This window comes from Denitrificimonas halotolerans, from assembly GCF_034259425.1.
Lineage (GTDB): Bacteria > Pseudomonadota > Gammaproteobacteria > Pseudomonadales > Pseudomonadaceae > Denitrificimonas > Denitrificimonas halotolerans.
This window is the reverse complement of the sequence record NZ_JAXIVU010000009.1, coordinates 55,535-81,139: the sequence shown is the minus strand read 5'-3', so window position 1 is coordinate 81,139 and position 25,605 is coordinate 55,535. Positions and strand designations below refer to the sequence as shown.

Here is a 25,605-nt window from a genome sequence, read left to right as displayed (position 1 = left end):
ATCTCACAAATTTGGCTATATACTATGTCTTTATTTTACACATTACTGCTGTGCTGGTTAGCCCTGTGCTCTCTAATTGATATAAGAACGCGTAAAATCCCTAACTGGCTGATTGCACCCGTATTTTTATACAGTATTTTTTATCTCGTAATGCATCAACACTCTTTACTTGGCTATCACTGGCTCGACAGCATTATTGCCCTGTTACTGGCTTTACTCTTAACAATCCCAGGTTATGCTAAAAATCAATTTGGCGCGGGCGATGTGAAGTTACTGATGAGCTTAGCGTTGGCCAGCTCAACCTTAACAATTTTATACACCATAGCGGGTACTGCATTGAGCTTAATTGTTTGGACTATAAGCCAAACACTTCTCAAACAACGACAGGCCAACATTACTTCTACAGCTCTACAAAAAACCATATTAAAAAATGACAGCAAACTGCCCTATGCACCCTTCGTTTTTTTAGGCTTTTTAGCGAGTCTCTTATTTTTAAAATAATCGCTAAAAACACTACATTTAAGGACAATTATGCTTCAAGACAACACTTCTACTGTCGCCCTACTCATTGTTGATGACGAACCCGATATTACTGATGAACTCAGTGAGTTTTTTTTACTGCACGGTTTTGATTGCTTCAGTACAAACAACTCACAAGAGGCTATTGCACTTTTCCATCAACATCCATCCATTGGTATTATCTTAACTGACCTGCATATGCCAGTGCTTAACGGTATCGAGCTCATCGCACAGTTGAAAAAAGAACAACCACTTGACCGTTCTTTCGAGGCGATCCTCTTCACAGCGCGTTCTGAAAAAGATGATATTATTCGAGCATTGCGCACAGGTTTCACGGACTTTTACCCTAAACCCTTAGACTTTAATAATGTGTTGACTGCAGTTAAACAACTACATAAAAAGCAGCTACAATTTTTAACCAGTAACAGCTCAAAGAAAATTGATACAAATATTTCTCAGTTGACTGACCACCTGCAAACCTTACAAAGCCTCCTAGAGACCTATAGTCAAGTTGAAGGCAATAAAGATACGCAGCAGCCCCAAAAAGCACCTATAGCAGCAGGTAGCCCTCTAGATAAACTGACGCGGAGACAAAAAGAAGTGGCTCTCTTAGCAGCTGATGGACTCACCAACCTACAGATTGCCAGCACTCTGAATATTCAAGAAAACACTGTGAAGTTATACATTTCTCAAATATTGAAAGCCACTGGAGTGGCGAACCGTACACAATTAGCTTTATTAATCTACAATCAAGCCCAACAACATTAGTTGGGCTTGAGGTATAGCTTGTTAATCCGTTGTAAACTCACCTGCAGACTCTTGATCGAAATACTCTGGAATCGGATGCTTATAACTCTCACTCCAGCGTTTTAAGCTCATCTCATACTCAGCGGGTGTTGCATTCTGAATATGTTTAGACGCATAACGACCATCACGTTGTGCCTCTAACCATACATTTGCTTGACTATGCGCACTCATAGTGCGCTCTTTTCGCATACGCTCATGCCCTTGATAGTGATCATAGTAGCCTTGCGCTGCAACCGGCGCGGCAATAATCAAAGTAGCCATTGCTAATACAGTATTATACTTCATTGTTTTGCCCCTTCTCAGCCTGCTGAAGCATCAGCTCAGGCACAGCATTGACTGTCAGTGATGCTTGATTTTCTACGTCAGACGACCCATCACTGGTGATCTTCTCAACTTTAAAGATTAATGTTTTCTGTGGTTTCTGCTTTTGCTGAACAGGCTGCAAAGGCGCACTACCTATAGGACTAGGAGAAGTTTCCGAAGAAGTAGCCGAGGGCGCTGCGGGTTCTACTGCAAAATTATTAGGCACACTTTGGTGACCCGCTTCCAACTGTGCTTGGCGAATACGCAGCTGTTGCGCACGCTCCTCCGCACGTTGAAACTGTTCAGCAGTCATGCTCCGGTGTTGTGCTAGGATTTGAGCTGCTTGGGTGCGCTGCTGAAAGAGCAATAAAGTTAAAAGATTTTCTGCGGCACGCAGATTACGATCATTCAACTCCATGGCTGTTGTAAATTCAAACTGTGCTTCATTCAGATAAAACAGATTTAAATAAGCCACACCTAAGTCGTTGCGCATATAATCATTGGTTGGCTCAAGGTAAACTGCACGACGTAAATGACGTAAAGCATCCTGATAGCGCTGCACTCCAACCAATAACTGCCCAATGCCATGTTCACCATCAGCAGCCAAACAGGTATCAAGCAGACTATGGTACAAGTCACCAGCTTCACTACGACCTAACAAGCGTAAAATTTTAGCTTTACCTAAACGGGCTTCAGGGATGCTATGAGGTAAGCGTTCAAGATTAGCAAGCGCAGCATGCACACGACGACGCTCAGCCATCATTTCCTCAGAGGTACTTAGGATGAGTTCGTGCTCATTGGTGAGCGGTGGGCATAAAGCTGGCTTGCCGCCCACACTGGTATTATCCATCAGCCAAGGTGACTGCTGCATTGGCGCATTACTGCAGCCCACCAGCAGGCTTACTGCTAAGCCTAATAATCCAATTTTTTTCATCCCATATCTCCAAGCGCTTTTATAATTGCAATAAACCCAGGCCCAGCCAATACAATTAATAAAGCTGGGAATAAAAATGTAAGCATCACCATTGACATTTTTGCCGACAACTTGGAAACCAATTCTTCCAATGCTGTTAAACGGCGCTCATCAACTAAGTTTTTAAGGTTAAGCAAAGAATTCATTGCCCCCCCACCCTGGGTGATCAACTGCTCCAAAATTGCAAACGTATCTGTTACTTCTTCTACATCTAGAAGCTCCGCAACTGCACGTAACTCGCTACCTAAATCCAGCCCCGCATCCACTCGTGCTAACACCCATTTCAGCTCAAATGTAAACTCTGGCAGAATACTTTGCGCCTCATACGTTATCACTCGCAATGCTTGCTCCACAGTCAATCCCACTTCAAACAAGCTACGCAACAATGGGATTAAAGTGGATACCTCTGTAACCAAATTCGCTTGACGCGCTTCTGCTTTTTTGCGCAACCACATTTTTGGCAGTAAAAAGCCAGCCGCTAAAGCAAACAGTACAGCCAGCAATAAACCACCTTCTCCTTTGGTGCTGACAAAAATAACAGCTACTCCTAAACAAGCTACAGTAAAGGCCACTTGTCCTAAGTAAAAGATGGAGCGTTGCTTAGCTTGACGCCATCCCATGATGTTAAGGTATTGACCAACCTCTGCGTCTAAGCTTTTAATATGTGCAGCCAAACCACCTTCATCAAAGTTACGCAGTAACTCACGGCGCGCAGTCCCCGTCTCTTGCCCAAGACGCTGCACAATCGCCCTATTTCGATACTGTGTTTGAAAATAAAAATACAAAAGTAAGCCTGCGGCAGACAGGAGCAATACTGCGCTGATCAGCAGTAACATCATTTCACACTCCTTAGCATCTTCCACATAATGAAGCTGCCCAAAACCTGCAAGCCAAATGCCACAAAAAGTAGCATTTTTCCAAGACTATCTTCCCATAAACCCAAAAAGAAACTCGGATTAGTCAGCATTAAATAGCTTGCCAGCCCGGCCGGCATTGATGCCAGCACTACAGCAGAAAGCCGAGTTTCCCCAGTCATCGCTTTCAAGGTACGCGCCATTCTGTCTCGATCACGCACCAGTACAATTAAGCTTTTTAACAAATCGCTTGAGTTTCCGCCATAACGTGAATTAACTCGTAAACCTAAAGCTAAAATACGGAACTCATCTCGCTGATAAAACTCAGCAAAATCGGTAATTGCATCCTGCATCGCAACACCATGATCAATCTGTCGGCGCGTTGACTTAAATGCCTCCCCCAAAGGGGCCGGAACACTGTCCATGGCCAATAGCATCGCATCACCTAAAGTACGCCCTGACATTAAACTGCGCACACTGTGATCTAAGAACATCGGAAGCTGCTCCACCATGCGTGATACGCGTCTCTCATAGCGAAGCTTCATCACTAAGTAGAAAACCAGTGGCGCAATCAGTACCACTAATACCGCAGCTAGAGCACCAAAAAAAAATGCAGCAATAAAAGCTATTAAAATAATTGTAATAAGAAAAAAGCTCAGCTTTTTCGGACTTAAGTCTGCACCCAAACGTCGCAGCTCAACGCTAATAAAATCACTTTTATGCCCTACCTGACGAAGGCTATGCGTACTTGGATCAATGTGACTTAATACTTTTTCTGATTTAGAGCGGTGCAAGCCTTTTAAAAAAGTGCGCACACCAATAATCAACAGTATTAAACTCAACAATAAAAGGAAAAACCCTATCACTTGTTGCAGTCCTATTTTTAACCTTATAAAGAAGGCGTCATAAATTAAAAAGATGTACGTTTGAGCTTATCCGTTGCAGGGTTCACTGCTTCACGTCGGAACACATCACCCGCTTGGCGATCCAGCTTAAATAAAGTGTTGGTGACATAAGTATCATCACGTAAACCCACCACTTCTAAAATCTCACTGACGCAACGGCGCCCGTCAGCCAAGCGTGTCAACTGAATTACAATATCAATTGCTGAACAAATCGTATTACGTAAGGTTTTATCTGCGACTTGCATTCCACTAAACCCTACTAAGGTTTCCAAGCGCAGTAAGGCATCACTGGCACTGTTTGCGTGTACGGTCGACATAGAACCATCGTGCCCTGTATTCATAGCAGTCAAAACATCGAGCACTTCAGCGCCTCGAATTTCACCTAAAATAATACGATCGGGACGCATACGTAAGGCATTACGCACAAGATCACGCGCACTGACTTCACCATGCCCATCAGCATTTGGTGGGCGTGTTTCTAGACGAACGACGTGGCCATGATTCAACTGTAGCTCTGCAGTATCTTCAATAGTGACAATACGTTCGTGTGGGTTAATGATTTGGCTTAAAATATTTAGAATCGTAGTCTTACCCGTACCTGTACCACCACTGACCAAAATATTGCAACGGGCCCGGACCGCCTTCTCAATAAAATCCAACATCTCTTGATTCAGACTGCGCGTAACAATTAAGTCACTGCTACGCAACATGTCTTTACGGAACTTACGAATAGACAGTGAAGCACCATCTAAAGCAATTGGTGGAATCACTGCATTCAAACGACTGCCATCTGGCATACGCGCATCAACCATAGGCGAAGATTCGTCTAAACGTCGCCCAACAGGTGCTAAAATACGTTGAATGACTCGCTGTAAGTGCTGATTATCCATAAAGCGCAAGTCAGTCTGTTGAATTTTACCGCTGCGCTCAACAAAGACTCGATCAGGCCCATTAACAAGTATTTCACTGATACTAGGGTCTCTAAGCAACACTTCTAATGGACCATACCCTACCAACTCATCAACCAGCTCTTCTGTGACCTGGTCCGCCTCGTAGCGCGACACCGCAATCTGGCGTGAGCGTATGTACTGTTGCACATGCTCATTTACAAAGTTCGATAGCAGATTCCGGGGGCTTTCTAAGAAGTTTTCATCCTCATCATTGAGCTTATCAATGATGTAGCGGTGCAACGCCAACTTAAGCGCATTAACATCGAGTTGACGCGTAGGTGCACCGAATACTCTATCGTTACTCATTGCAACTTACCTAACAATTGACTCAATACTCCGCCCTTTTTACCCCCTACTTTTTTACCCGCTAAACTCTGGGCAATACTGCTCAACTCCTTACCTAAAGCAGCTCGGCCACCCATTTCAAAAACAGGGCGCGCTAGGTTTAGCGCTTGCAATCTTAATTTGGGCGCATGAGTGATATGCCCTAGTAAAGGTGCTTCAAAAGAGCGCGCTAGAGTTATTGCGTCCGGTGCTACATCTGGCTCGTAGCAATCAACCAGTACTTTAATGGAGTCCAACTTTACATTTTGCCGCTGCCAACTCTGCAAATACTGTAAGTTACGTTTACAGCTGCTTACACTTTGCGTGACATACCATAGCAATTGCTCACTGGCATTAATCAGCGTGCGCAATGCATGGCTATCCTCTAAGCCACAAGTATTGATCACAATCAGAGAAAAATTTTGTCGCAAGGTGCCTAACAATAAAAACAATTCAGCAGATGAAGCCTGATCTAACACTCTACGATTGAGCACTCCTGGCAATACTTTCATGCCCGAAGCATGTTCTGCAAAAGCGCTTGAAATAAGATTACTATCTAAACGGCGTAAATTTCGTAACGCATCGCCAAAAGTAAAACTGCTTTCCACGCCCAGCAATACTGTGCTCTCTTCCTCAGGCAGCCCTAAATCAATAAAAAGTGCACTGCCGACTTGTTTATGCAACATTAAAGCTAAGTGCGCAGCAACAAACGAAGCGTTATTGTCTGCTTCTGAACCGCAAAGCGTGATCAGACCGCCCTGCTCTTTACGAACAGGCAACTGCGGTAACCGCTCCATGATGCGCCGCACTAAGCCTTGCACTTCACTACTACGCAAACCGTATGAGATGAAATCCCGTGCGCCAGCACGCATGGCAGACAAAACCAATTGGTTATTTTGACCATCACCGATGCATACAACCACCACTAATGGACGCGCAGCGAGTAAGCTTTCAATCAGTGCACATTGCTGCACCATATTGTCTGCATCAACACCTAAAAAAACCACATGAGTATTGACTACATCCATCAGACCTAACAGTTCTTCAAGCTGATCCGAAGCCTGTAAAACCTGCCCCATAGGTGCTAACGTTTCTTGTAACCAACCAAGATCATCAGTGTTCTCAGAAACTGCTAAATATACCTGCTCCATTGTGCTTTCCCTTACCATGACAGTCCGTTATTACGAGAGAAGCTGCCATTTTCAAATAACAGTAAGTCCAGCGCGCTCGGATCATAATTACGCACTTCTTCTCCAGGCAAACGAGGCAATTGCGCATCAGCTGCCATCGGCTGAACCAAGCGTGGTGTAACAATCATGAGTAACTCACGCTCTTCGCTATCGATACGTGATGATCTAAATAGTGCGCCAAGAACTGGAATGTCACCTAACATCGGCACTTTATCCACGGCAGAAGCTTTACTGCTGTCAATCAAACCACTGATCACAAAGCTTTCACCATCAGCCAAAGATACAGTCGTATCAGTACGGCGTACGCGCAATGCTGGAACCTGAACACCTTCCATCACAATACCGTTGGCGAAATCTAGCTCACTGACCTCAGGGGCAACTTTTAAACTGATACGCTCACGACTGACCACCGTGGGAGTGAGATTTAAGCGCACACCAAACTCTTTATACTCTATACTAACTGAGTCACTACCACTGCTTGGAATAGGGACTGGGAATTCACCACCGGCCAAAAAGCTGGCGGTCTGACCGCTCATAGCAACCAAAGACGGCTGCGACAAAGTGTAGGCAAAGCCACTGCGCTCTAGAGCTTGTAAAGCACCCAAAACACGACTACTGCCACCGCCCCAAACGATATTAAATCCATCTTTAGACAAAGGAATAGCTGCTTCTTTAACAGCATCAGCTACCTTTCCGATACCAACAGAATCCCCTAGCCCCGGTGAGCCAAATAAGAAGTTTTTCGAACGCGGCCCGCCAAATAAAGACACACCCACTTCTTTTAATTTGCTGCGATTAACCTCAACAAAACGAATATCAGTCTGCACTTGGTTAGGTAACAGCGTGTCATGTGTGCTTGGCACTACAGGTGTAGCTATTGCTGCAGTGGCTTCACCTTGCACATGCACTGTCAGCTGCTTCGGCTCAGCACTGCAAGCACTCCACACTGATACATTAGTTGTGCCTGCTGCTTTAGGCGTGAGGATATAGCTTCTCTTAGAAGTTAAGTAAATATCCGCTGTCTCTGGCTCACCCACCGCAAGACGGGTGATATTCACAGGCCACTGTACGGGGTGTTGTAGGCCCAACTGCAAGTTAAGCTCGGCAGGCAAGCGATCAATCTGACTGCAACTGTTCGCATAGGCGTGCTGCCCCAGTGCAAGACTGCTTAAGCTTAAAACCATTAATGCCTTTTTTACGGTGTTCTTCATAGTCTTCTATGCCTTACGCGGCTCACTCCAAGCTTAAGGGTTTTGACGGGTAACTTGCGCACCACGCATCACTTCAATCGTTGGTGCTTGCTGCGGTACAGTGCCACGATAACTCGGAGCAGCGGCTCGACGGGGAGCGGTGGTTTTATTCATTGCCAGCTTTTCAAACTGGAACAACTCGCGATTCAAGCGCTCAAGTTCTTTTTCCAAAACCTTATCTTGCTCCATCTGCTCCTCTGCAGTGAGCGCTTTACCGCCTTCAGCCAAGTATTTTTCCATTAGTTTTTCATCTGCGCTGCGCGCAGCCAGTTGCACCTTACCACCTTGCACCTGAGTTGCTAGCAAAAAGCGGTTAACTAATGCCGCAGGCACTGCTAATACGACGTTTCTCGCTGCCTCTGGACGCGAAGTGCGCTGACGTCGAGCTTCTTCCTCACTCAGCTTTTCTTTCACGACAGCTGGTTCGCCCTGAGTTGTTAAACCAAAGGTGTCCCCAATGGTTAGCAAACGCAGCGCAGGCAAGACCACTTGCGCAGTTTGGTCAGAATTTTTTTCGCTTTCACGTAAATACAACAATACATCAACAAAATCACCTGGCATTAAATGCCCACCACCGGCTACAACTGGATCTACAGCCAAAGAAATTGCTCGCTCATTCGGACGAATCATGCGACTCAAAGGGCTTCCAACTTCAAAATGCGAGGGGTTTAAAATGCTACCCTTAGGTACTTGACGCCAAACTGTTTTATATTGCTGTAACACTTCTTCAATATCACTGAAGCTACCAGGCGGCGCTATCTTTAAACGCTCAATCGCAAAATCTTCAGCAGTGAGAGGAACATGCGGCTCTAAAGTACGCGCTAAAACAACAACCGGCACTGTTTCTAGATCTTCTTGCACAACTGCAATTTCATTCACCGTTTGCTCTAACGCTGCTTGCACCGACGGCTCTGACTCAAGCTCAGTCTCCTCTGAGACTACAGGCTGAGGTTCTGGCTCTGGTTCTGAACTACTGAGTTTAATTCCCCAATAGCCCGCAATTAAAGCAGCAATAATCAATAGCCCAGCTAGCGCCATGGTCAGCTTGCTATTCATCACCCATCCCCCCATACGACTTTAATAAGCGCCCAACTGCATCTCTCATTTTATTCATCACCCTATCAAAAACCTGAGCTATACTAAACACTACTGCTTTAACCTACTGAGTATACCAATCTGCTTAATCAGCGCTCAGCACAACTATTACTATCAAGCCCATTACTTTCTTGCTTACAATATATAAATACATATAATACTAGCAACTTAAACTGCGCGCATTAGATACAAAATCCTAGTAAATGTAAATACAGCTAACCAACTATAACTAAAGCTATAATCCAGCACACTTAAGGGATTACTAGATTAAAGTATTTAGCCCAGTTATAATATACTTAGTTATCAACCAACTCGACAACACGCTTTAAGAGGGATACATATGAAAAACTTAGCTTTATCTGCTTACTGCAAAAGCAAAGCTGCACTCATCACCTTTACTAAACGCGAAGAAGGTGCAACTGCAATTGAGTACGCTTTAATCGCTGGATTGATTGCAGTTGTGATTATCGGCGCCACAAGCCTTCTAGGCGATTCTATTAGTAAGACCTTTAGTAGCATCACTGAGGCTATTGAAACGGCAGCGGAAAAAGGCAAGGAAAAAGGCAAAACCGACTCCGGTAACTAATAAAGCATTGTTCTAGCTTAACAAGCTAACATTACACTTTCACAGCATGCAAAGAGTACACCTCTTTGCATGCTGTAGTACTTGAGTTAAACAAAATAAATAGCAGCAATAATACATATTTCACTGCACTCAAATTAAGGAGGAAGCATGCTACGAGATTACCAAGCTCAACGTGGTGCTGCCGCCATTGAGTTTGCTTTTTTATTCACCCTGCTGCTCAGTATATTTTACGGGCTCGTTGGTTATGCGTTACCTCTGTGGTTAAAACAGCATTATCACAGCTTATCTGGCAATATATTGCGCAGCATGGTGAGCGAGCCCAACGCCACCTTACTCAGTAACTTTGACCTTAACGATCCTAAGCACGCTCAACTGCGCCCAAAAATTACCCAACTGCAACTTCAAGCACGTAAAATCGTTGAAGAATCACCACTACCCAAAGCATTTAAGCAGCCCTGCCCCAGCAACCACCAAAACATTACTTACGACAATGAGTACTTAGTGCTACACAATGGGCGTTGGTACAGCTGCGTTGGCATGAATCCAACCAAACATTTGTTACCCAGCATCAAACTGGGCGGCATCCATATACCCAGCTATCCTGAATGGCTCTCAGGACAAGCGCAAATTAAACTCTAGACGGTAAGCTCACAAGGAACACCTCAAAATGATCCGCCCTTTTGCCACACGCCAGCGTGGTGCTTTTAGCATCATTACTGCTGCAGTTTTATTGACTTCACTCAGCGCACTCATGCTCGCTGTTGATAGCAGCCGTCTATTTCTCCAACAACGCGAGCTACAAAATATTGCTGACATCGCAGCTCTTGAAGCCATTAGCCAACTTCCCGACGGGCAATGCTATAAAGATGCCGCCCAAGCACAACAAATCAGTACGGTCTCAGCTGTAGCCAACGGGTTACCAAAACAATCAGGCACTGTGAAAGCGCAATGCGCACATGTCACCTACACCGATCATCGCAGCCAAGTGAACCCTGATAGCAAGGGTCCCGCTGTGCAGGTCACTGTTAGCAACAAAGTCCCCACCAGCCTAATACTGCAAGTACGCGATGCTCTAAGCGCAAAAGACGGTACCACAACCCTCACTGCTGTTGCCACCGCGGAGCGCAGCATACCTACAGCTGCATTTAGCGTGGGCGCTGAACTGTTAAACCTCGAACAAAACAGCATTTTGGGCTATCTACTTAAAGGCGTTGGTTTGAATGTTGAACACCTTTCTGTGCTCAACTCTAAAGGGCTCGCTAATGCCACCATTACTCCCAGTGGTTTACTAAACGCTCTCGGCATTAAAGTGAATGTCCAAAACCTTAGCGCACTCACCCCCGAAGGCCTACTCGACCTCAATGTAAAAGTAGGCGCACTGGGTATTAAACGCTTACTAGAAGCCTCTGCAAATCTTGTGAACGACAAAACTCTCAGCTTAGGCTTAACCGCTTTATATGCTGATCTCATAGGCTCAAACAGTGACAGTGAACGACTCGATATCATCAAAAATGCTAATATCAACTTATTCCATATCCCTGGCGTGACTGAGCGCGGCCTCATCAGTATCGCCGCCAACAACCCTGACTTAAAATCTGCTTTAGATACCCAAATTAACCTAGGACCACTACTTAACGCAGCAATTTTACTAGGCACCGCCGACGCACGAGGTATACAAATCCCCTCTCTGTCAAGCAACCTCCTAGGTGTAGAAGTAAAAGCAGGCATTGTTGAACCAGCCAGCATCGGTATCGGCCCTGTAGGCACCACTGCTCGCAACGCACAAATTCGCATCGGTATCAGTGCTCGTACTGCAAGCATTCCTGTACTAGGCACCTTACTCAATATTTTAGGTACCGAAGTGAACCTCCCCATTCAACTGGACTTAGCTAGTGCCACAGGCGAGCTCACCGAGCTCAGCTGCAAAGCCAACGCCGGCTCAATACCTAGCGCCACAATCGCTGTCAAATCTGAAGTAGGCGCTCTATGTATGGGCAAACCCCGCTTTAGAGAAGAACATATCGGCCTAGGCGGCGACATGATTTGGTCAACCAGCGAAAGCTGCTATGACACTATTGAACCAGATACTTTTTTACAAGCACTCGGTATTCCTTTACTCCGCGGTCAAGTTGCATTACGTATTTTAAAAAACGATACCCACGACTCCGCCACCATCGAGGACATCACTGGAACCAAACCTAGCTACGAAGAGCGTTTTCGACAAAAGGCGTTGGTCTTCCCTCTGGACGTTTTACCCTGTGACCCATCTGATGCAAACAGTGCCTGCACGCAATTAACCGAGCCTAACCCACTACTGCTAGGCACTCTTGTTAAAGATCTAACCGATCAAGTGATCGGCCTCATTGGTGGAGGTTTAAGCGAGCGCACCGCCTTTACCAACAACGAAGCCACACGTATTGCAAAAAAATACCTCGATCAAGAAAAGCTGCATCCAAGCAAAAGCGATCATTACACAATCAGTGATTTACGTGCCATCCGTAAAGCCATGCAAGATGATGGCCTCGACTGGACACGCCCCGGCCTTCTAGGCATCACCGACAGTAAAATGTCACAAATCTGGTACCTCAGATCACTGGCATTTTATAGCAAAAAGAACTCACCAAACACAGTGGACGACCCTTCTCAAGCTAAGCCAAACCCTGAGCGCCCCGAAGATGAGGTCCCACTCGATAGCAGCGTAGACTCATCCCTTTATGGCTGCTACGTAGCCAATAAAATTGGGTACGATAAAGATTGCGTCGAAGAGAACCTCATCCGCTCCTTACAAACCAATGAGGCAGGAGGGGTGTTGACAAAAATCACCGAACCATTACTGAGCAAAGTGGTTCAACCATTGCTAGCTGTAGTTCTAGAACCCATTGCACAACTATTAAAACTGATCTTAGATGGTTTGGGCGCATATATCCTCAGCCCTCTACTACAAGCCACCGGTGTTAATATAGGCCAAACTGAAGTCACCTTGCTTAATGTCAACTGTGGCACAGCACGATTGGTGGAATAATGACGCACTCAAGCAAGCAAAATCAACAAGGCGCACTCACTATTGAGTTCGCCTTGCTGTTCAGCCTTTTTTTTATCGTAGTTTACGCCATTATTGCCTACAGCTTACCGTTACTACTTCGCGCAACCTTAAACCACGCAGCAGCCGAAGCGCACCGCGCAATTTATGAGCTTGAACCCTATATACTCTGCACCCACAATAATGCAAATACAGCAAGCAACCCAACCACTAGCAGCTGCCTCTACGCTAATAAGGTCAGCGAACAAATTGATAAGGTACTTAAAGGTAAGCACCCTAATCACCGCATTTGGCTGCCTAGCGCTTGGAACAATGTCCTTAAAAGCTGCCCAGCTCCAAACTCACTAGATTGGTCAGAGCTGCCTAACAAACGAGGCTGGTATCAATATACTTTGTCCAACGGCCAACTCCGCAGCCAAGTGTATGTATGCTTTGAATATCCCTACAAAGAACACCCTTTGTTGCCTTCCTTAAAACTATTAGGAATCAATATTCCTAATTTAAAAGACACTACTTTTAAAGGTTCCGCCAGTGCACGACACTATTGAGACACCAAAGCAAATAATCGCAAACGTCTTTAGGACAAACTAGACCAACCCTAAGCGTAAACACTACCCCGACCTTTTACGGCATAGAAAGCGACTCATAACATTTTTAGTGTTATTATTACAAACTGTGTCAGCCTATGCTGGAAAAGATGTACGTTATATGACTCACCGCGTGATGGAGTGCATTAATTGTGATGTGGTATCGATATTCTGCCCTAGCGGCAACTGTAATCTTGGCTGGGTGCGCGGGGCAATTACTGCCTCATACCAATGCTAGCAACGCAACAGCGCCCCATACACAAGAGGGCAGCTCAGTATTTTATAACGAATATTACAATGACAACACCTTAAACGAGGCGTCATCTTTCTCTCAAGCTGCCCCTGAGCGAACAAATCGTCAACGCGTCTTAGCCCCAGTTCCGGTTAGACAAGAGGTTCGCCCCATCTCCTCCAAATATGCTTCAACATATTCACCCGGCAACAACATGGTTAGAGTGGAACCCGGCCAATGTATGGTTTACGCACAAATCAAGCCGCGCCCTTCCGTGCATGCTATTGAAGTTACTATTAAAGATTCCAGTAACAAAATTCGCGTTACACCCGCACAACTCAAACGTGGCTATCAACAAGTGGAAACCCGCGAAGGAGTGATCACTTATAAAATTGAACCTGCCACTTTTAAACAAGTCACTGAAGAAGTGATGATCAAACCCGAAGTAACTAAAGTGGAAGTACTACCTGCCCTATACGAGAAAAAGACCGAACGTATCAAAATCCAAGACCGCCAAACTGTGCTAGAACCTTGCCAAGCCGCAGGCAGTCGATATGCCAAAGGCACCAGTGTTAGTGCTTTTTGTGCCAAGGAAATCCCTGCTCAATATAAAACAGTTGAAGTAGAGGAACTGGTACGCGGTGAACGCACCATGACCTACACCGAACCAGCAGAGTATAAAACAGTCACTCGCTGGGTCGTCGACCAACCGGCCCGCGCCATTGAAGTACAAGAGCAAGCAGAAATCGAACAACTCATGGTACAACACATCGTGCGCGACACACAGATCTTCGAAGACCAAACCCCCGCACAAACCAAAGCACTCAGCGTAACTGAGTACGAAGGTGAACCACAAATTGTTGTACGCCGCGCGGTCTGTGACAATGAACTGAGCCGTGACTTAGTGATACAGGTACAAAAGAAACTCGCACAAGCCGGCTACAATCCCGGCCCTATCGATGGCTTAGTAGGTAAACGCACCATTGCTAGCCTAGCCGATTATCAGTTACAACACCGACTCGCCATTGGCGCTTTCACCTATGAAACGCTAGAAGAAATGGGCATTCAGCCCTAACCTCTAATACTCTAACAGTCGACTCTACAGCGGGCTCAGCTCATGAGCCCGCCAACCTCACTACTTCCAGCCCACTCACCCCCACCAACGATCGACTTAAGAAACCGAACAATGCCAGAGACTTAACAGCTCTGAATCGCGCTCGTTTATGCGGCTTTTTAAAAACCGTTTACGGCAGCGTGATAGATTTCAGCTACGACATTTTGCAACGCCTAGCTGTATCACCTCAATTCGTTACCAGCACCTTTTTATCAAAATCGCGTAAGACCTCGTACTTTTAGTGCGAAGATAGATAGCAAGGGGCGTAAGCAGTCCTACTAGGAGCTTGTCTGCTGCTCAATGTATTGCCGGATCACTGCAATAGGCGCTCCGCCTACGCTGCCAGCATAGTAACTCGGACTCCATAATGCATTTTTCATGTATGCAGACTTAACCAGCTCAGGATGCATTTGTTTAAGTCAGCGGCTTGATACGCCTTTCAAGCTATTTACTAAGCGTGATACAGAAACCTTGGGAGGAAAGTTTACCAAAAGGTGCACGTGGTCAGCTTCGCCATTAAACTCAACCAATTCTGACTCAAAACTCACGCACACACCGCTAAAAATACTTTCAAGCGATTTTAGGTGTTGACTGTTGAACACAGCACCTCGGTACTTAGTAATAAAGACCAAATGAGCGTGAAGCTCAAAAACACAGTGTCTACCTGTTCTGCATGGGTTATTTTTAATCATAGGCCAACTATACTTTAAGGTATGAAAGCACCAAGACTTTAAAATTTCGAGCATGAGACAGGCGTGTGCCCTTGCTAAACCGCATGGCTCGAAGCGTCAATTTCAGCTGGAACTTTGTTAATGGATTAAGTCAATGCTCGATTAAAGAGCTTGGGCTGCACAGCCAAACCTTGCAGCGCACTCCAGGTGAGTATGTCACGCACCGCAAGCAGTTTAAGAAAGCGCGGCTGAACTGGCGCAAATCAGGCGGTGCGTGCCGGTTCGAGTTGTAGTAGCTTGCCCGAATCGAAGCACCAACATAAAACTACCGATCACGTGCTAGCTATTCATGACTCTGAACAAGTAAAGGGTGAGTCACCTGAATTACCATAGCATCCATACTCGTACCGTAAGCAAGCACTTCAACCCCAGCCGCTTTAGCTTCAGACAGTGCAGCAGCATAGTCAGGATCGATCTCTTTAGCTGCACGCACCGCACTTATCCCTGTCAAGTTAACGCAGTAAATCAATACCGCACGTTGCCCACTGCGAGCCAAGGCAGCAAGCTCACGTAAATGTTTGGTACCACGCGCTGTCACCGCATCAGGAAAAGCGGCAACATCAGAATCAGGAAACCCTAAAGTAACACTTTTCACTTCAACATAAACAGGCTGCTCAGCAAACATCAAACAGAAGTCAGCACGGCTATTTTCTGCCCCATATTTCACTTCTCGACGCAGCATAGTAAAGCCCGCCAGCTCAGTAATCACTCCAGCATGAAGCGCTTCCTCAACTAAACGATTGGCTCGTCCAGTATTAATGCAGGCAATACGTCCATGCGGAGTTTCTACTAGCTCCCAAGTAGCCTTTAGCTTACGCTTAGGGTCATTATTACGACTGAACCACACCCGTGCACCCTCAGCCATACAGTGTTTCATGGAACCTGTATTGGCACAATGTGCGGTCACCACACTGCCATCAGCGCATTCAATATCAGCAAAAAAACGTTTATAACGCTTAATTAAACGCCCTTCTTCTAGCTTCGGATCAAATTGCATGCCGTGCCTTCCAAGTTTTCAAACCGCGAGCAATACGCTCCACCGCTTGCTGCAAACGAGGTACATTCTGAGTATAAGCAAAACGTACATGTTGATCAGCACCTGACCGGCCAAAGTCCAATCCAGGAGTAAAAGCAACTTGCTCGGTTTCTAAGAAATGTCGACAGAAATCAAAGGCATCACCACCGAAGCCAGACACATCTGCATAGAGGTAAAAAGCTCCCTGAGGCTCAACTTCAATTTTAAAACCCAATGCTCGCAACGCTGGCAACAAATAGTCACGACGTCGCGCAAACTCAGCCCGACGCGCTTCTAAAATATCTATAGTCTCAGGCTCAAAACAGGCTAATGCTGCATACTGTGATAAAGTCGGTGCACTAATATAAATATTTTGCGCTAGCTTTTCCAATTCAGGTACCGCCGCCTCTGGCGCGACCAACCACCCTAAGCGCCAACCTGTCATGCCAAAATACTTAGAAAAACTATTCAACACAAAGGCGTCGTTATTCACTTCCAAAACACTAGGAGCGTCTATACCATAGGTCAGTCCGTGATAAATTTCATCCACAACCAAGTGACCACCACGCACTTTTAGCGCTTGGGACAACTCGGTCAGTTCTTCAAGACTGAGCACAGTCCCCGTCGGATTTGCCGGCGAAGCAACTAAAGCTCCAACACTATCTTCACTCCAATTACGAGCAACCAGATCAGCAGTGAGCTGATAGTTATCTGCCGGCCCTACCGGTACCAACCGCGCATCCCCTTCTACTAGGCGTAAAAAATGGCGATTACATGGATAGCCTGGGTCAGCCAATAGCCAGTGTTTACCCGGATCCACCAATAAAGAACTGGCCATTAACAATGCCCCCGAGCCGCCGGGAGTAATCATGATACGCCCTGGACTGATATCCACTCCATAACGAACGGCATAAAATCCAGCAATAGCCTCACGCAAAGCAGGCAAGCCTAAAGCTGCCGTATAACGAGTATGTCCTGCAGCCAAGGCGGCCTGCCCAGCCTGAATAATAGGCTCAGCAGTATTAAAATCAGGCTCACCAATCTCTAAATGAATAACATCATGCCCTGTCGCTTCAAGCTCATTCGCACGCTGAAGTAAGGCCATTACATGGAAAGGCTCAATTGCGCGACTGCGCGCGCTATAGGTTAATGTCATAATATCCACAATAAAAATAATGCGACAAATCTCAGGTTCACTACAAACAACACCAAACCGATGCGCATTCTATTAGTTTTTACAGCCACTCAGCCCATACTGTATTGCGTAGTTGCCCGCGCCAATATAAGCAGCGCATGTATGCCAAACCCAGTAGTTTTAACTCAAGCTCAATCCGTTCTGCACGTCACCATCTGTCTGCACGTTCACTCAGCAAGGCTCTTTGTTGCGCTCTGACTAAAACAACCTATTACGACAATTGCTTAGGGGTTCTATAAAGCCAAAACAGAATCGGAGTAGCTAAGGATAACAAGATGACCACTGGCGCTTCTAAACCAAAAATCTTCGCCAGTGCAGCAGCCCATGCAGGAACACATGCAAACCATAATGCGTGTAATCGACAATGCATTAAATATTGCCAAGCAGGCTTTTCTTGCTCTGTAGCACGCGCTTGACCTACAGCAATCACTGCTTGCTTAAAGCGTTGGAAGGGCTTGTGATTTAAAAATAATGTTAATAAAGCTAGAACAAAGTACACAACTGATAGCAGCTCTGTATTTTCTCCTAGTTTAAATACTGCAGTTGGAAACAACCAAACAGGCAACAAAGCCACCATCAGCTGTAACCACCACAGCATACTCAGCGCACGACGTGCCTCATGAGGTTTCACGATTCCTTTTCTACCTTGCCAAAATGCTCTGCCTGATGCTCAACCCCTAGCAAATGGCCTAACTTGCCTGCTTTAGTTGCTAAGTAAAGCTTATTATAAGGGTTCTCCCCTACTTGCAAAGATACACGACGAGCAATCTCCACACCAAAACCTTGCATTGCTTTCACTTTGCGCGGGTTATTGGTCATCAGCTGCAAAGAGTGCACACCTAAATGGTCTAGCATAGGCTGACAAATTGAGTAATCTCGCATATCTGCAGCAAAACCCAACTGCTCATTGGCCTCAACGGTATCTGCACCACCATCTTGTAAGCTATAAGCTCGGATCTTATTAAGCAACCCAATTCCACGCCCTTCTTGGCGTAAATACAGTAAAACTCCGCGACCTTCTTCAGCAATTGCACGCAAGGCCGCTTCCAACTGAGCACCGCAGTCACAACGCAAACTAAATAGCGCATCGCCAGTCAGGCATTCAGAATGAAGACGACCTAAGACAGGCTCGCCATCATCAATTTCCCCTAAAGTTAGAGCCACATGCTCTTTGCCAGTTTTCTCATCTAAGAAACCGTGCATTGTGAACTCAGCAAATGGGGTGGGTAATTTGGAGGCAGCGACAAAGACGACAGACACCAGAACAACTCCTAGGCTTTTATAAGTGGCGCATTGTAGCGCTTCACCTCTGACTCGAACAGACAATCTAACATTTATGTTAGTGCCTACCCGAATCTTTGATTATTCAAATAACGCATCCAAAGCGTCTTCAAGACGCGTCACCGCAATCACTTCGATGCCTGGAGGCGTTTCCCTTGGCGCATTAGCTTTAGGTACAATTGCACGCTTAAAACCATGTTTAGCGGCTTCTTTTAAGCGCTCTTGCCCGCTCGGCACTGGACGAATTTCTCCGGATAATCCTATTTCACCGAACACGAGCAAGCCGTGCTCTAATGGCCGGTTGCGTAAGCTGGAAATAATAGCAGCCATTAAAGCTAAATCCGAGGCTGTTTCTAAAACCTTAACTCCCCCCACAACATTCAGAAAAACGTCCTGATCGTGCGTAGGTATACCACCATGACGATGCAACACCGCCAACAACATCGCTAAACGATTTTGATCTAAACCAAGAGTTACACGACGCGGGTTACCTAAATGACTAGTATCAACCAAAGCCTGCACCTCAATCAGCATGGGGCGCGACCCCTCCCAAGTAGCCATAACAACACTACCAGAAACAGCCTCTTGCGCTCGGTTCAAAAATATTGCCGAAGGATTCGATACTTCTTTCAAGCCACGGTCAGTCATACCAAAGACACCCAGCTCGTTAACTGCCCCAAAACGATTCTTAACGGCACGCAACATACGTAAGCGCCCATCTGACTCGCCTTCAAAGTAAAGCACCGTATCCACCATGTGTTCTAAAACACGCGGACCTGCTAGCGAGCCTTCTTTGGTGACATGCCCAACCAGAAAAATAGCTGTACCGCTTTGCTTCGCATAACGCACCAACAACGCAGCACTCTCTCGCACTTGTGCAACTCCGCCTGGCGCCGACTGTAATTGCTCAGTAAAGATCGTCTGAATCGAGTCAATCACCATCACACGAGGCTTCTCACGACGCGCTACAGCTAAAATAGTTTCAATGCAGGTTTCAGTCATCACTTTAAGTTTATCTTGTGGCAGGTCTAAACGACGGGCGCGCATAGCCACCTGCTGCTGAGATTCTTCACCTGTCACATATAAAGCCGGTATCGTAGCAGCCATACGACACAAAGTTTGCAGCAAGATGGTTGATTTACCAATTCCAGGATCACCACCGAGCAACACCACTGAACCATCCACTAACCCACCGCCTAGGACGCGATCCAGTTCGCTAGATTCTGTACTGAAACGTGGAATTTCTTCAATACTCACCTCAGCCAAGGTTTTTAATGCGGCCTGATCACCTGCCCAGCCTGCGCGGCTGCTTTTCTCTGACACTCCGGCTTCAATGAGTGTTTCTACTAAAGTATTCCAAGTGCCGCAGGCGGTACATTGCCCACCCCACTTGGGAAAAGTAGCTCCACACTCTGTACAGCCATACATACGTTTGGCCTTAGCCATCCTGCGCTCCCCTTTGCTCACATTGCAACTAATGACCGCCTTTACTCGGGCCCTGAAAAACTGACATTGTCTACAGTGAGAATTTGGCATCCTCCCGCCCGAAAGGACGGAGAGGATGTCAAGAGTTAAGCAACTACTTCAAGCAACTCAACATCAAATACTAAAGTGCTGTGTGCTGGGATAGCACCCACCGCTTGACCAGCGTAAGCCAGCTCGCTTGGCACATATAAACGCCATTTACTGCCACATTTCATCAACTGAAGCGCTTCAGTCCAACCTGCAATCACCCCATTCACTGGAAACTCTGCAGGCTCACCACGCTGATATGAACTATCAAACACAGTACCATCAATCAAAGTACCGTGATAATGCGTACGCACAGTGCTCTCACTGGTTGGTTGCGCACCATCACCCTCAGTGATTACTTCGTATTGCAGACCTGATGCAAGCGTAACCACACCTTCTTTACTTGCATTCTCTTTCAAAAACTCAACACCTGCTGCTGCCGCTTCTTTAGCCTTCGCTTCAGCCTCAGCTTCCATACGCTCACGAATGACTGTAAAGCTCGCATTTAATTCTTCACCCGACACTGCCAGTGGCTCACCGTTAAAAGCAGAGCTTAAACCTGACAAAACTGCTTCAATACTCAGGCCCGGCGGTGGATTTTGACGTAGTTGCTCACCCATTTGACGACCGATACCATAACTTACGCGTGTTTCATCAGTGCTCAGATCTAATTTTGACATGCATGCCTCCATTGGCAAATAAAAAACCGCCTAATGCGGTAAATTGAAAGTCAATAGTCGGATAGGGACGGACCATTACTGGCCTATCCCTCCTAAGAACCATACGTGCGAGTTTCCCCGCATACGGCTCAAGTCTATAAAAAGCCAGTCTACACTGACCCGGTTACTGTGACGAATGGTTATTCCTTTAAACCACTGTATTTTAGAAGTATTTGCCCATGCTGGCTATGAACCTGTGCATGGCAGTTAGGGTGAAGCAACGTGCGATTGTTTAGCATATTTGGCTCACCACCCACTCGTCTTATGACGTGGCGGTCATGCCAGCCAGTTTCCCTACCAACCTCATGCCCTCACAGAGCGCATTTACCCTGCTGTCTACGAAGAGCGACAGAATTTGTCCTTGATAACTCAACTTATGCTGCATCCGTTGAACTCTGAGCGCTTCCCATTTCAGTTCATGCTCCCGATCAAACGGGTTATATGCTCCCGGTAACGACCTCCATAACCCACTGCAGCCCCGTTTTCAGTGCCAACAGGTGGAATAATTCCACCATCGCATCAGTAGTAGATCTATCCGTGCGGAAGCCGTAAGACTTCGGGTCGTTGGTAGTTTCTACCACTGGGTCTAATGCCAACAGGTATAACGCCTGCATAGCGCGGTCGAGCACCGTAGGGATTCCTAGTGGACGCTTTTCCGTACTCCAGGATTTTGGTATCCATACACGCCGAAGCGGTATGGGTCTGCACCCTCGAACTTTTGACAGCCCACTGACAGCCATCCATTTGGCTTTGGGCGTACCCCTGTGCTTCTCTATCAACACCCACTGTCTTTCGACCTCAGTTTTCCATCACACATTTCATAGCCCAGCAGCGCCCATAACACGAGCGGGTTAACATCCTTGCAGTTTCTTTCCCTCGGCAACATGTTGATGCCATACCCCTTTATTTAACAAGGATAGCCTGCAGTATTGCCTTTTGGCTGAGGCCAATAGCTATCGCAGGCCCGTTGATACTGATGAGGGTTCTGACAAGAATTCACGTTTGTTAGTCATGCGGTTACTGCTGCTAGCCTCATCACCTATGTATAGCCATAGAAATAGTCTATCCTCGCGGATCGAGTTGGTGAGACATTGTCGAAAGGGCTTCCCACATGCATGCCTTTCTAGCAGACCAGCAGGCATATACTGGGCCGGATAACGATGCTTGCGCACTGTCCCGACATTTCGATGAGGAACTTTGCGCTCAAGCTTAAATAACAGGTTGGGATCGAAAGACAAGTGACCTTCGCTCTTTGAGAGCGACATGTCGCACTAAGCGCAGTACCCTAACAGCGCTCTTCACAAAACCCGAACTAAAAGCCACAGTTTTTGATCCATTCTTGGAGTATTTTCCATGCCTCACTACCTGCTTTTAATCAGCCTTCTTACTTTAACAGCTTGTCAGACCCAAAGTTTAGTTGAACTGGATTACCAACCAGGACTGAGCTACCACAGTTTTCACACCTGGCAATGGACCGAACCTGCAATACAATTCATACCCAATTCAGCCCAGCATAAAAGTGATCTAGATGCCCAACGCCTGCGCACCGCAATTCAAGCTCAGTTAACTCAGCAAGGGCTAAAACAGAGCGAGAAGGGCCAGCTTCTTGTACAAGCCTGGTTAATGACTGAAAACAAACTGCAACGCACTCAAGTACAACACAATGATTACTGGGGGGATCTATGGACTCCCTCGATACGCACAGAAACCTATGACACAACCTACAGCAGTCAAACACTGCAGATCGACCTCATCGATGCTAGCAACCAAAAACTGATCTGGCGTGGCAGCAATAGCTGGGTCTTACCCCAACAACGTACTAGCCCGACAGTACGTAACGCCAGACTTCACCAACAGGTACAAAACATTTTGCAAAATTTTCCACCACAATAAAGCTGCAGTACAGAAAACCCGAGATGAGCCCGTTATATTTGTGGCAAGATACGTGCTTACACTCCGACTCTAAGGTTATTTATGTCTTCGCATTTTTACTGGTTGCTTTTAGCTATGGCATTTGTTTCCGGCGCGTTAATGCCCTTACAAGCAGGCATTAACGGCTTACTGGCTAAAGAGGTATCTAGCGTACTCAATGCTGCGACCATCTCATTTATGGTTGGCGCAGTCGCATTACTCACCCTCGCACTTGTGCAGCGTGAACCCGTTAGCTTTGACACCCTTAAAAGCTTGCACTGGTGGCATTGGGGTGGCGGCTTACTGGGTGCGTTTTTTGTGTTTACTGCAGCTTTCGTGGCACCTAAAATCGGCGCACTACTCTTTATGGCGCTGGTATTACTTGGTCAATTAAGCAGTGCAGTTTTTTTAGACCATCAAGGTTGGATGGGGTATAAAGAAATCCCCATCAGCCTCGGAAAAATCACTGGACTGGCCCTAATCTTGGGAGGCATCTGGCTTATTCGGCGCAGCTAGATTGATATACAAACCTTAAACTACAGGGCAATATCAATCATCATCAAATTGATAACTACCAGGCGCTAAATTATCAAAACGCGTGTACTTACCTTGGAACGCCAAGCGTACAGTACCAATAGGCCCGTTACGCTGCTTACCAATAATCACCTCTGCAACACCTTTATACTCTGTCTCGGGGTGATACACCTCATCACGGTAAACAAACATAATGACATCAGCATCCTGCTCAATCGCACCTGACTCACGCAAGTCCGAGTTGATTGGACGTTTATTCGGGCGCTGCTCCAAAGAACGGTTCAGCTGTGATAAAGCCACAACCGGACAGTTAAACTCTTTCGCTAATGCCTTCAATGAGCGTGAAATTTCAGAAATTTCATTGGTACGGTTTTCACTACCGCCACCACCAATCTGCATTAACTGCAGGTAGTCCACCATGATCAATGCAATCTCACCGTGCTCTCGAGCAACTCGACGGGTGCGCGCACGCATTTCTGAGGGGCTGATACCTGCCGTATCATCAATAAACAACTTACGCTCTTGCAGCATGTTCACTGCAGAAGTTAAGCGTGGCCAATCATCCTCGTCTAAACGACCCGATCGCACCTTAGTCTGATCAATACGCCCGAGAGAAGAAATCATCCTCATCACGAGTGACTCAGCCGGCATCTCTAACGAGAAAACCATGACTGTTTTATCCGAACGCATTAAAGCATTCTCTACCAAGTTCATAGCAAAAGTGGTTTTACCCATCGAAGGTCGACCGGCAACAATAATTAAATCTGCGGGCTGCAAACCACTGGTTTTTTCATCCAAATCAGTAAAACCTGTCGAGACACCCGTAATGGCCTCATCACTATTAAACAGGGTATCAATGGTATCAATTACGTTTGCCAGCAAATCATTGAGACCCACCGGACCACCCGTTGAAGGGCGCTCTTCGGCGATTTCAAAAATTTTACGCTCAGCTTCATCCAGAATCTCATCACCACTACGACCTTGCGGTGAGTAAGCACTGTCAGCAATCTCATTACTGATACTAATGAGCTTCCGCAAAGTTGCACGCTCACGAATAATCTGAGCGTAAGCTTTAATGTTCGCGACCGAGGGTGTATTTTTAGCGAGCTCACCTAAATAAGCCAAACCACCCACTTGGTCAAGCTGACCTTCTTTATCCAATTGCTCAGATAATGTCACCACATCAAAAGGTTCGTTACGCTCAGCCAAACGTGCAACAGCGCGGAAAATCAAACGGTGATCATGCCGATAAAAATCGTTGTCGGAGACCTGATCAAGGATTCGCTCCCAAGCATTATTATCTAGCATCAAGCCGCCCAAAACGGACTGCTCAGCTTCTACTGAGTGCGGCGGCACTTTCAGCGCAGCTGTCTCTAAATCATACTGTTGGGGAACCTCTAACTCGCTCATGTACTACACTCACATGTTACTCAAGATAAAATTATAGCAAGCTATAAAATAAAAAAGGCACGCATCCATAAGATAGCGTGCCTTTCTAGCATCAGTTAACCTGAGTTAACCAATAGGCTTATTCGCCTGCAACTACAATCAACTTAACTGTAGCTTCAACGTCAGTGTGCAAGTTCACAGTAACGTCATATTCGCCAGTTTGACGAATTGTACCGTGCGGCAAGCGCACTTCACTGCGATTCACTTCAACACCAGAAGCGGTCAGCGCATCAGCAATATCATGGGTACCGATAGAACCAAACAACTTACCTTCTTCACCTGTGTTAGCAGTGATAGTCACTTCTAACTCAGACAGTTGAGCAGCACGCGCTTCTGCGTTTGCACGCTTCTCAGCAGCTGCTTTTTCCAGCTCTGCGCGGCGCGCTTCAAAAGCTGCAATATTTTCAGCCGTTGCAGCAGTTGCTTTACGCTGCGGTAATAAAAAGTTACGACCATAACCGGCCTTAACATTTACTTTGTCGCCCAGGTCGCCCAGATTTGCGACTTTCTCTAGCAGGATGACTTCCAT

General features: G+C 46.3%; 28 protein-coding genes and 1 pseudogene. 10 read left to right on the top strand and 19 right to left on the bottom strand.

The features are described 5' to 3' along the window. The first annotated feature begins 24 nt into the window (after positions 1-24). A complete protein-coding gene (locus TOI97_RS08115) occupies positions 25-501 on the top strand; it encodes an A24 family peptidase (RefSeq protein WP_321553618.1) in 477 nt (158 codons plus the stop codon). 30 nt (positions 502-531) lie between these two features. Beyond that, positions 532-1,287: a response regulator transcription factor gene (locus TOI97_RS08110; protein ID WP_321553617.1), complete on the top strand. Its 756-nt coding sequence runs from the start codon at positions 532-534 to the stop codon at positions 1,285-1,287. Positions 1,288-1,308: 21 nt separating this feature from the next. Here the strand turns inward: TOI97_RS08110 and TOI97_RS08105 are convergent, their stop codons facing one another. From TOI97_RS08105 to cpaB, 8 genes are all read right to left on the bottom strand, one after another. Beyond that, positions 1,309-1,611 (bottom strand): DUF3613 domain-containing protein, encoded by a 303-nt coding sequence (locus TOI97_RS08105; RefSeq protein ID WP_321553616.1) that lies wholly within the window; start codon positions 1,609-1,611, stop codon positions 1,309-1,311. Beyond that, entirely contained in the window at positions 1,601-2,563 is a 963-nt protein-coding gene (locus TOI97_RS08100; RefSeq protein WP_321553615.1) for a tetratricopeptide repeat protein, read from the bottom strand. Before TOI97_RS08100 ends, TOI97_RS08105 begins: the two co-directional genes overlap by 11 nt. Beyond that, positions 2,560-3,438: a type II secretion system F family protein gene (locus TOI97_RS08095; RefSeq protein WP_321553647.1), complete on the bottom strand. Its 879-nt coding sequence runs from the start codon at positions 3,436-3,438 to the stop codon at positions 2,560-2,562. The genes TOI97_RS08100 and TOI97_RS08095 overlap by 4 nt, the downstream gene beginning before the upstream one ends. Continuing rightward, positions 3,438-4,298, bottom strand: a complete 861-nt coding sequence (locus TOI97_RS08090) for a type II secretion system F family protein (RefSeq protein WP_321553614.1) — start codon at positions 4,296-4,298, stop codon at positions 3,438-3,440. The genes TOI97_RS08095 and TOI97_RS08090 overlap by 1 nt, the downstream gene beginning before the upstream one ends. Positions 4,299-4,366: 68 nt before the next feature. Further along, positions 4,367-5,617, bottom strand: a complete 1,251-nt coding sequence (locus TOI97_RS08085; protein WP_321553613.1) for a CpaF family protein — start codon at positions 5,615-5,617, stop codon at positions 4,367-4,369. Continuing rightward, on the bottom strand, positions 5,614-6,786 hold the full coding sequence (locus TOI97_RS08080) for a pilus assembly protein (protein ID WP_321553612.1): 1,173 nt from the start codon (positions 6,784-6,786) through the stop codon (positions 5,614-5,616). The genes TOI97_RS08085 and TOI97_RS08080 overlap by 4 nt, the downstream gene beginning before the upstream one ends. 11 nt (positions 6,787-6,797) lie before the next feature. Continuing rightward, positions 6,798-8,036, bottom strand: coding sequence for a type II and III secretion system protein family protein (locus TOI97_RS08075; RefSeq protein ID WP_321553611.1), 1,239 nt, complete (start codon positions 8,034-8,036; stop codon positions 6,798-6,800). A gap of 33 nt (positions 8,037-8,069) precedes the next feature. Beyond that, positions 8,070-9,131, bottom strand: coding sequence for a Flp pilus assembly protein CpaB (gene cpaB, locus TOI97_RS08070; RefSeq protein WP_321553610.1), 1,062 nt, complete (start codon positions 9,129-9,131; stop codon positions 8,070-8,072). Positions 9,132-9,510: 379 nt separating this feature from the next. Here cpaB and TOI97_RS08065 point away from each other — a divergent pair, with 379 nt between their 5' ends. The 5 genes from TOI97_RS08065 (at position 9,511) to TOI97_RS08045 (ending at position 14,690) form a co-directional block, all read left to right on the top strand. After that, on the top strand, positions 9,511-9,756 hold the full coding sequence (locus TOI97_RS08065; protein WP_321553609.1) for a Flp family type IVb pilin: 246 nt from the start codon (positions 9,511-9,513) through the stop codon (positions 9,754-9,756). Between the two features lie 147 nt (positions 9,757-9,903). Further along, on the top strand, positions 9,904-10,395 hold the full coding sequence (locus tag TOI97_RS08060) for a TadE family protein (RefSeq protein WP_321553608.1): 492 nt from the start codon (positions 9,904-9,906) through the stop codon (positions 10,393-10,395). Between the two features lie 28 nt (positions 10,396-10,423). Then, complete coding sequence (locus TOI97_RS08055; RefSeq protein ID WP_321553607.1) at positions 10,424-12,778, top strand: pilus assembly protein TadG-related protein; 2,355 nt, start codon at positions 10,424-10,426, stop codon at positions 12,776-12,778. Then, complete coding sequence (locus TOI97_RS08050) at positions 12,778-13,344, top strand: TadE/TadG family type IV pilus assembly protein (RefSeq protein WP_321553606.1); 567 nt, start codon at positions 12,778-12,780, stop codon at positions 13,342-13,344. Before TOI97_RS08055 ends, TOI97_RS08050 begins: the two co-directional genes overlap by 1 nt. A 512-nt stretch (positions 13,345-13,856) precedes the next feature. Beyond that, positions 13,857-14,690, top strand: a complete 834-nt coding sequence (locus TOI97_RS08045) for a peptidoglycan-binding domain-containing protein (protein WP_321553605.1) — start codon at positions 13,857-13,859, stop codon at positions 14,688-14,690. A 317-nt stretch (positions 14,691-15,007) separates the two neighbouring features. Here TOI97_RS08045 and tnpA read toward each other — a convergent pair. Further along, positions 15,008-15,421, bottom strand: a pseudogene (gene tnpA / locus TOI97_RS08040) (IS200/IS605 family transposase). An 83-nt stretch (positions 15,422-15,504) separates the two neighbouring features. Here tnpA and TOI97_RS08035 point away from each other — a divergent pair. Beyond that, positions 15,505-15,693: a hypothetical protein gene (locus tag TOI97_RS08035; protein ID WP_321553604.1), complete on the top strand. Its 189-nt coding sequence runs from the start codon at positions 15,505-15,507 to the stop codon at positions 15,691-15,693. Positions 15,694-15,743: 50 nt separating this feature from the next. Here TOI97_RS08035 and sfsA read toward each other — a convergent pair whose 3' ends face one another. The 8 genes from sfsA to TOI97_RS08000 all read right to left on the bottom strand — a co-directional run bounded on the left by sfsA (position 15,744) and on the right by TOI97_RS08000 (position 21,922). Further along, positions 15,744-16,457, bottom strand: a complete 714-nt coding sequence (gene sfsA / locus TOI97_RS08030; RefSeq protein WP_321553603.1) for a DNA/RNA nuclease SfsA — start codon at positions 16,455-16,457, stop codon at positions 15,744-15,746. Continuing rightward, the gene (locus TOI97_RS08025) at positions 16,447-17,631 is read right to left on the bottom strand and encodes a pyridoxal phosphate-dependent aminotransferase (protein WP_321553602.1); all 1,185 of its coding nucleotides are present in this window, start codon (positions 17,629-17,631) and stop codon (positions 16,447-16,449) included. Before TOI97_RS08025 ends, sfsA begins: the two co-directional genes overlap by 11 nt. 250 nt (positions 17,632-17,881) lie before the next feature. Beyond that, the gene (locus TOI97_RS08020; protein ID WP_321553601.1) at positions 17,882-18,301 is read right to left on the bottom strand and encodes an MFS transporter; all 420 of its coding nucleotides are present in this window, start codon (positions 18,299-18,301) and stop codon (positions 17,882-17,884) included. Continuing rightward, positions 18,298-18,930, bottom strand: a complete 633-nt coding sequence (gene ribA, locus TOI97_RS08015; RefSeq protein WP_321553600.1) for a GTP cyclohydrolase II — start codon at positions 18,928-18,930, stop codon at positions 18,298-18,300. The genes TOI97_RS08020 and ribA overlap by 4 nt, the downstream gene beginning before the upstream one ends. 102 nt (positions 18,931-19,032) lie before the next feature. After that, positions 19,033-20,397, bottom strand: a complete 1,365-nt coding sequence (radA, locus tag TOI97_RS08010) for a DNA repair protein RadA (protein WP_321553599.1) — start codon at positions 20,395-20,397, stop codon at positions 19,033-19,035. A gap of 125 nt (positions 20,398-20,522) precedes the next feature. Further along, positions 20,523-21,143, bottom strand: a complete 621-nt coding sequence (locus tag TOI97_RS08005; RefSeq protein WP_321553598.1) for an FKBP-type peptidyl-prolyl cis-trans isomerase — start codon at positions 21,141-21,143, stop codon at positions 20,523-20,525. A gap of 179 nt (positions 21,144-21,322) precedes the next feature. Next, complete coding sequence (locus TOI97_RS13340) at positions 21,323-21,421, bottom strand: hypothetical protein (RefSeq protein ID WP_407651336.1); 99 nt, start codon at positions 21,419-21,421, stop codon at positions 21,323-21,325. Between the two features lie 198 nt (positions 21,422-21,619). Continuing rightward, complete coding sequence (locus tag TOI97_RS08000) at positions 21,620-21,922, bottom strand: reverse transcriptase domain-containing protein (RefSeq protein WP_321553597.1); 303 nt, start codon at positions 21,920-21,922, stop codon at positions 21,620-21,622. A gap of 613 nt (positions 21,923-22,535) precedes the next feature. On the opposite strand from TOI97_RS08000, the gene TOI97_RS07995 reads away from it, so the two are divergent. Together TOI97_RS07995 and TOI97_RS07990 are read left to right on the top strand one after the other, a co-directional pair. Beyond that, the gene (locus tag TOI97_RS07995; protein WP_321553596.1) at positions 22,536-23,075 is read left to right on the top strand and encodes a DUF4136 domain-containing protein; all 540 of its coding nucleotides are present in this window, start codon (positions 22,536-22,538) and stop codon (positions 23,073-23,075) included. An 81-nt stretch (positions 23,076-23,156) separates the two neighbouring features. After that, the gene (locus tag TOI97_RS07990; protein WP_321553595.1) at positions 23,157-23,609 is read left to right on the top strand and encodes a DMT family transporter; all 453 of its coding nucleotides are present in this window, start codon (positions 23,157-23,159) and stop codon (positions 23,607-23,609) included. 33 nt (positions 23,610-23,642) lie between these two features. On the opposite strand, the gene dnaB is transcribed toward TOI97_RS07990, so the two are convergent. Then, positions 23,643-25,037, bottom strand: coding sequence for a replicative DNA helicase (gene dnaB, locus TOI97_RS07985; RefSeq protein WP_321553594.1), 1,395 nt, complete (start codon positions 25,035-25,037; stop codon positions 23,643-23,645). 118 nt (positions 25,038-25,155) lie between these two features. Beyond that, on the bottom strand, positions 25,156-25,605 hold the full coding sequence (gene rplI / locus TOI97_RS07980) for a 50S ribosomal protein L9 (protein WP_321553593.1): 450 nt from the start codon (positions 25,603-25,605) through the stop codon (positions 25,156-25,158).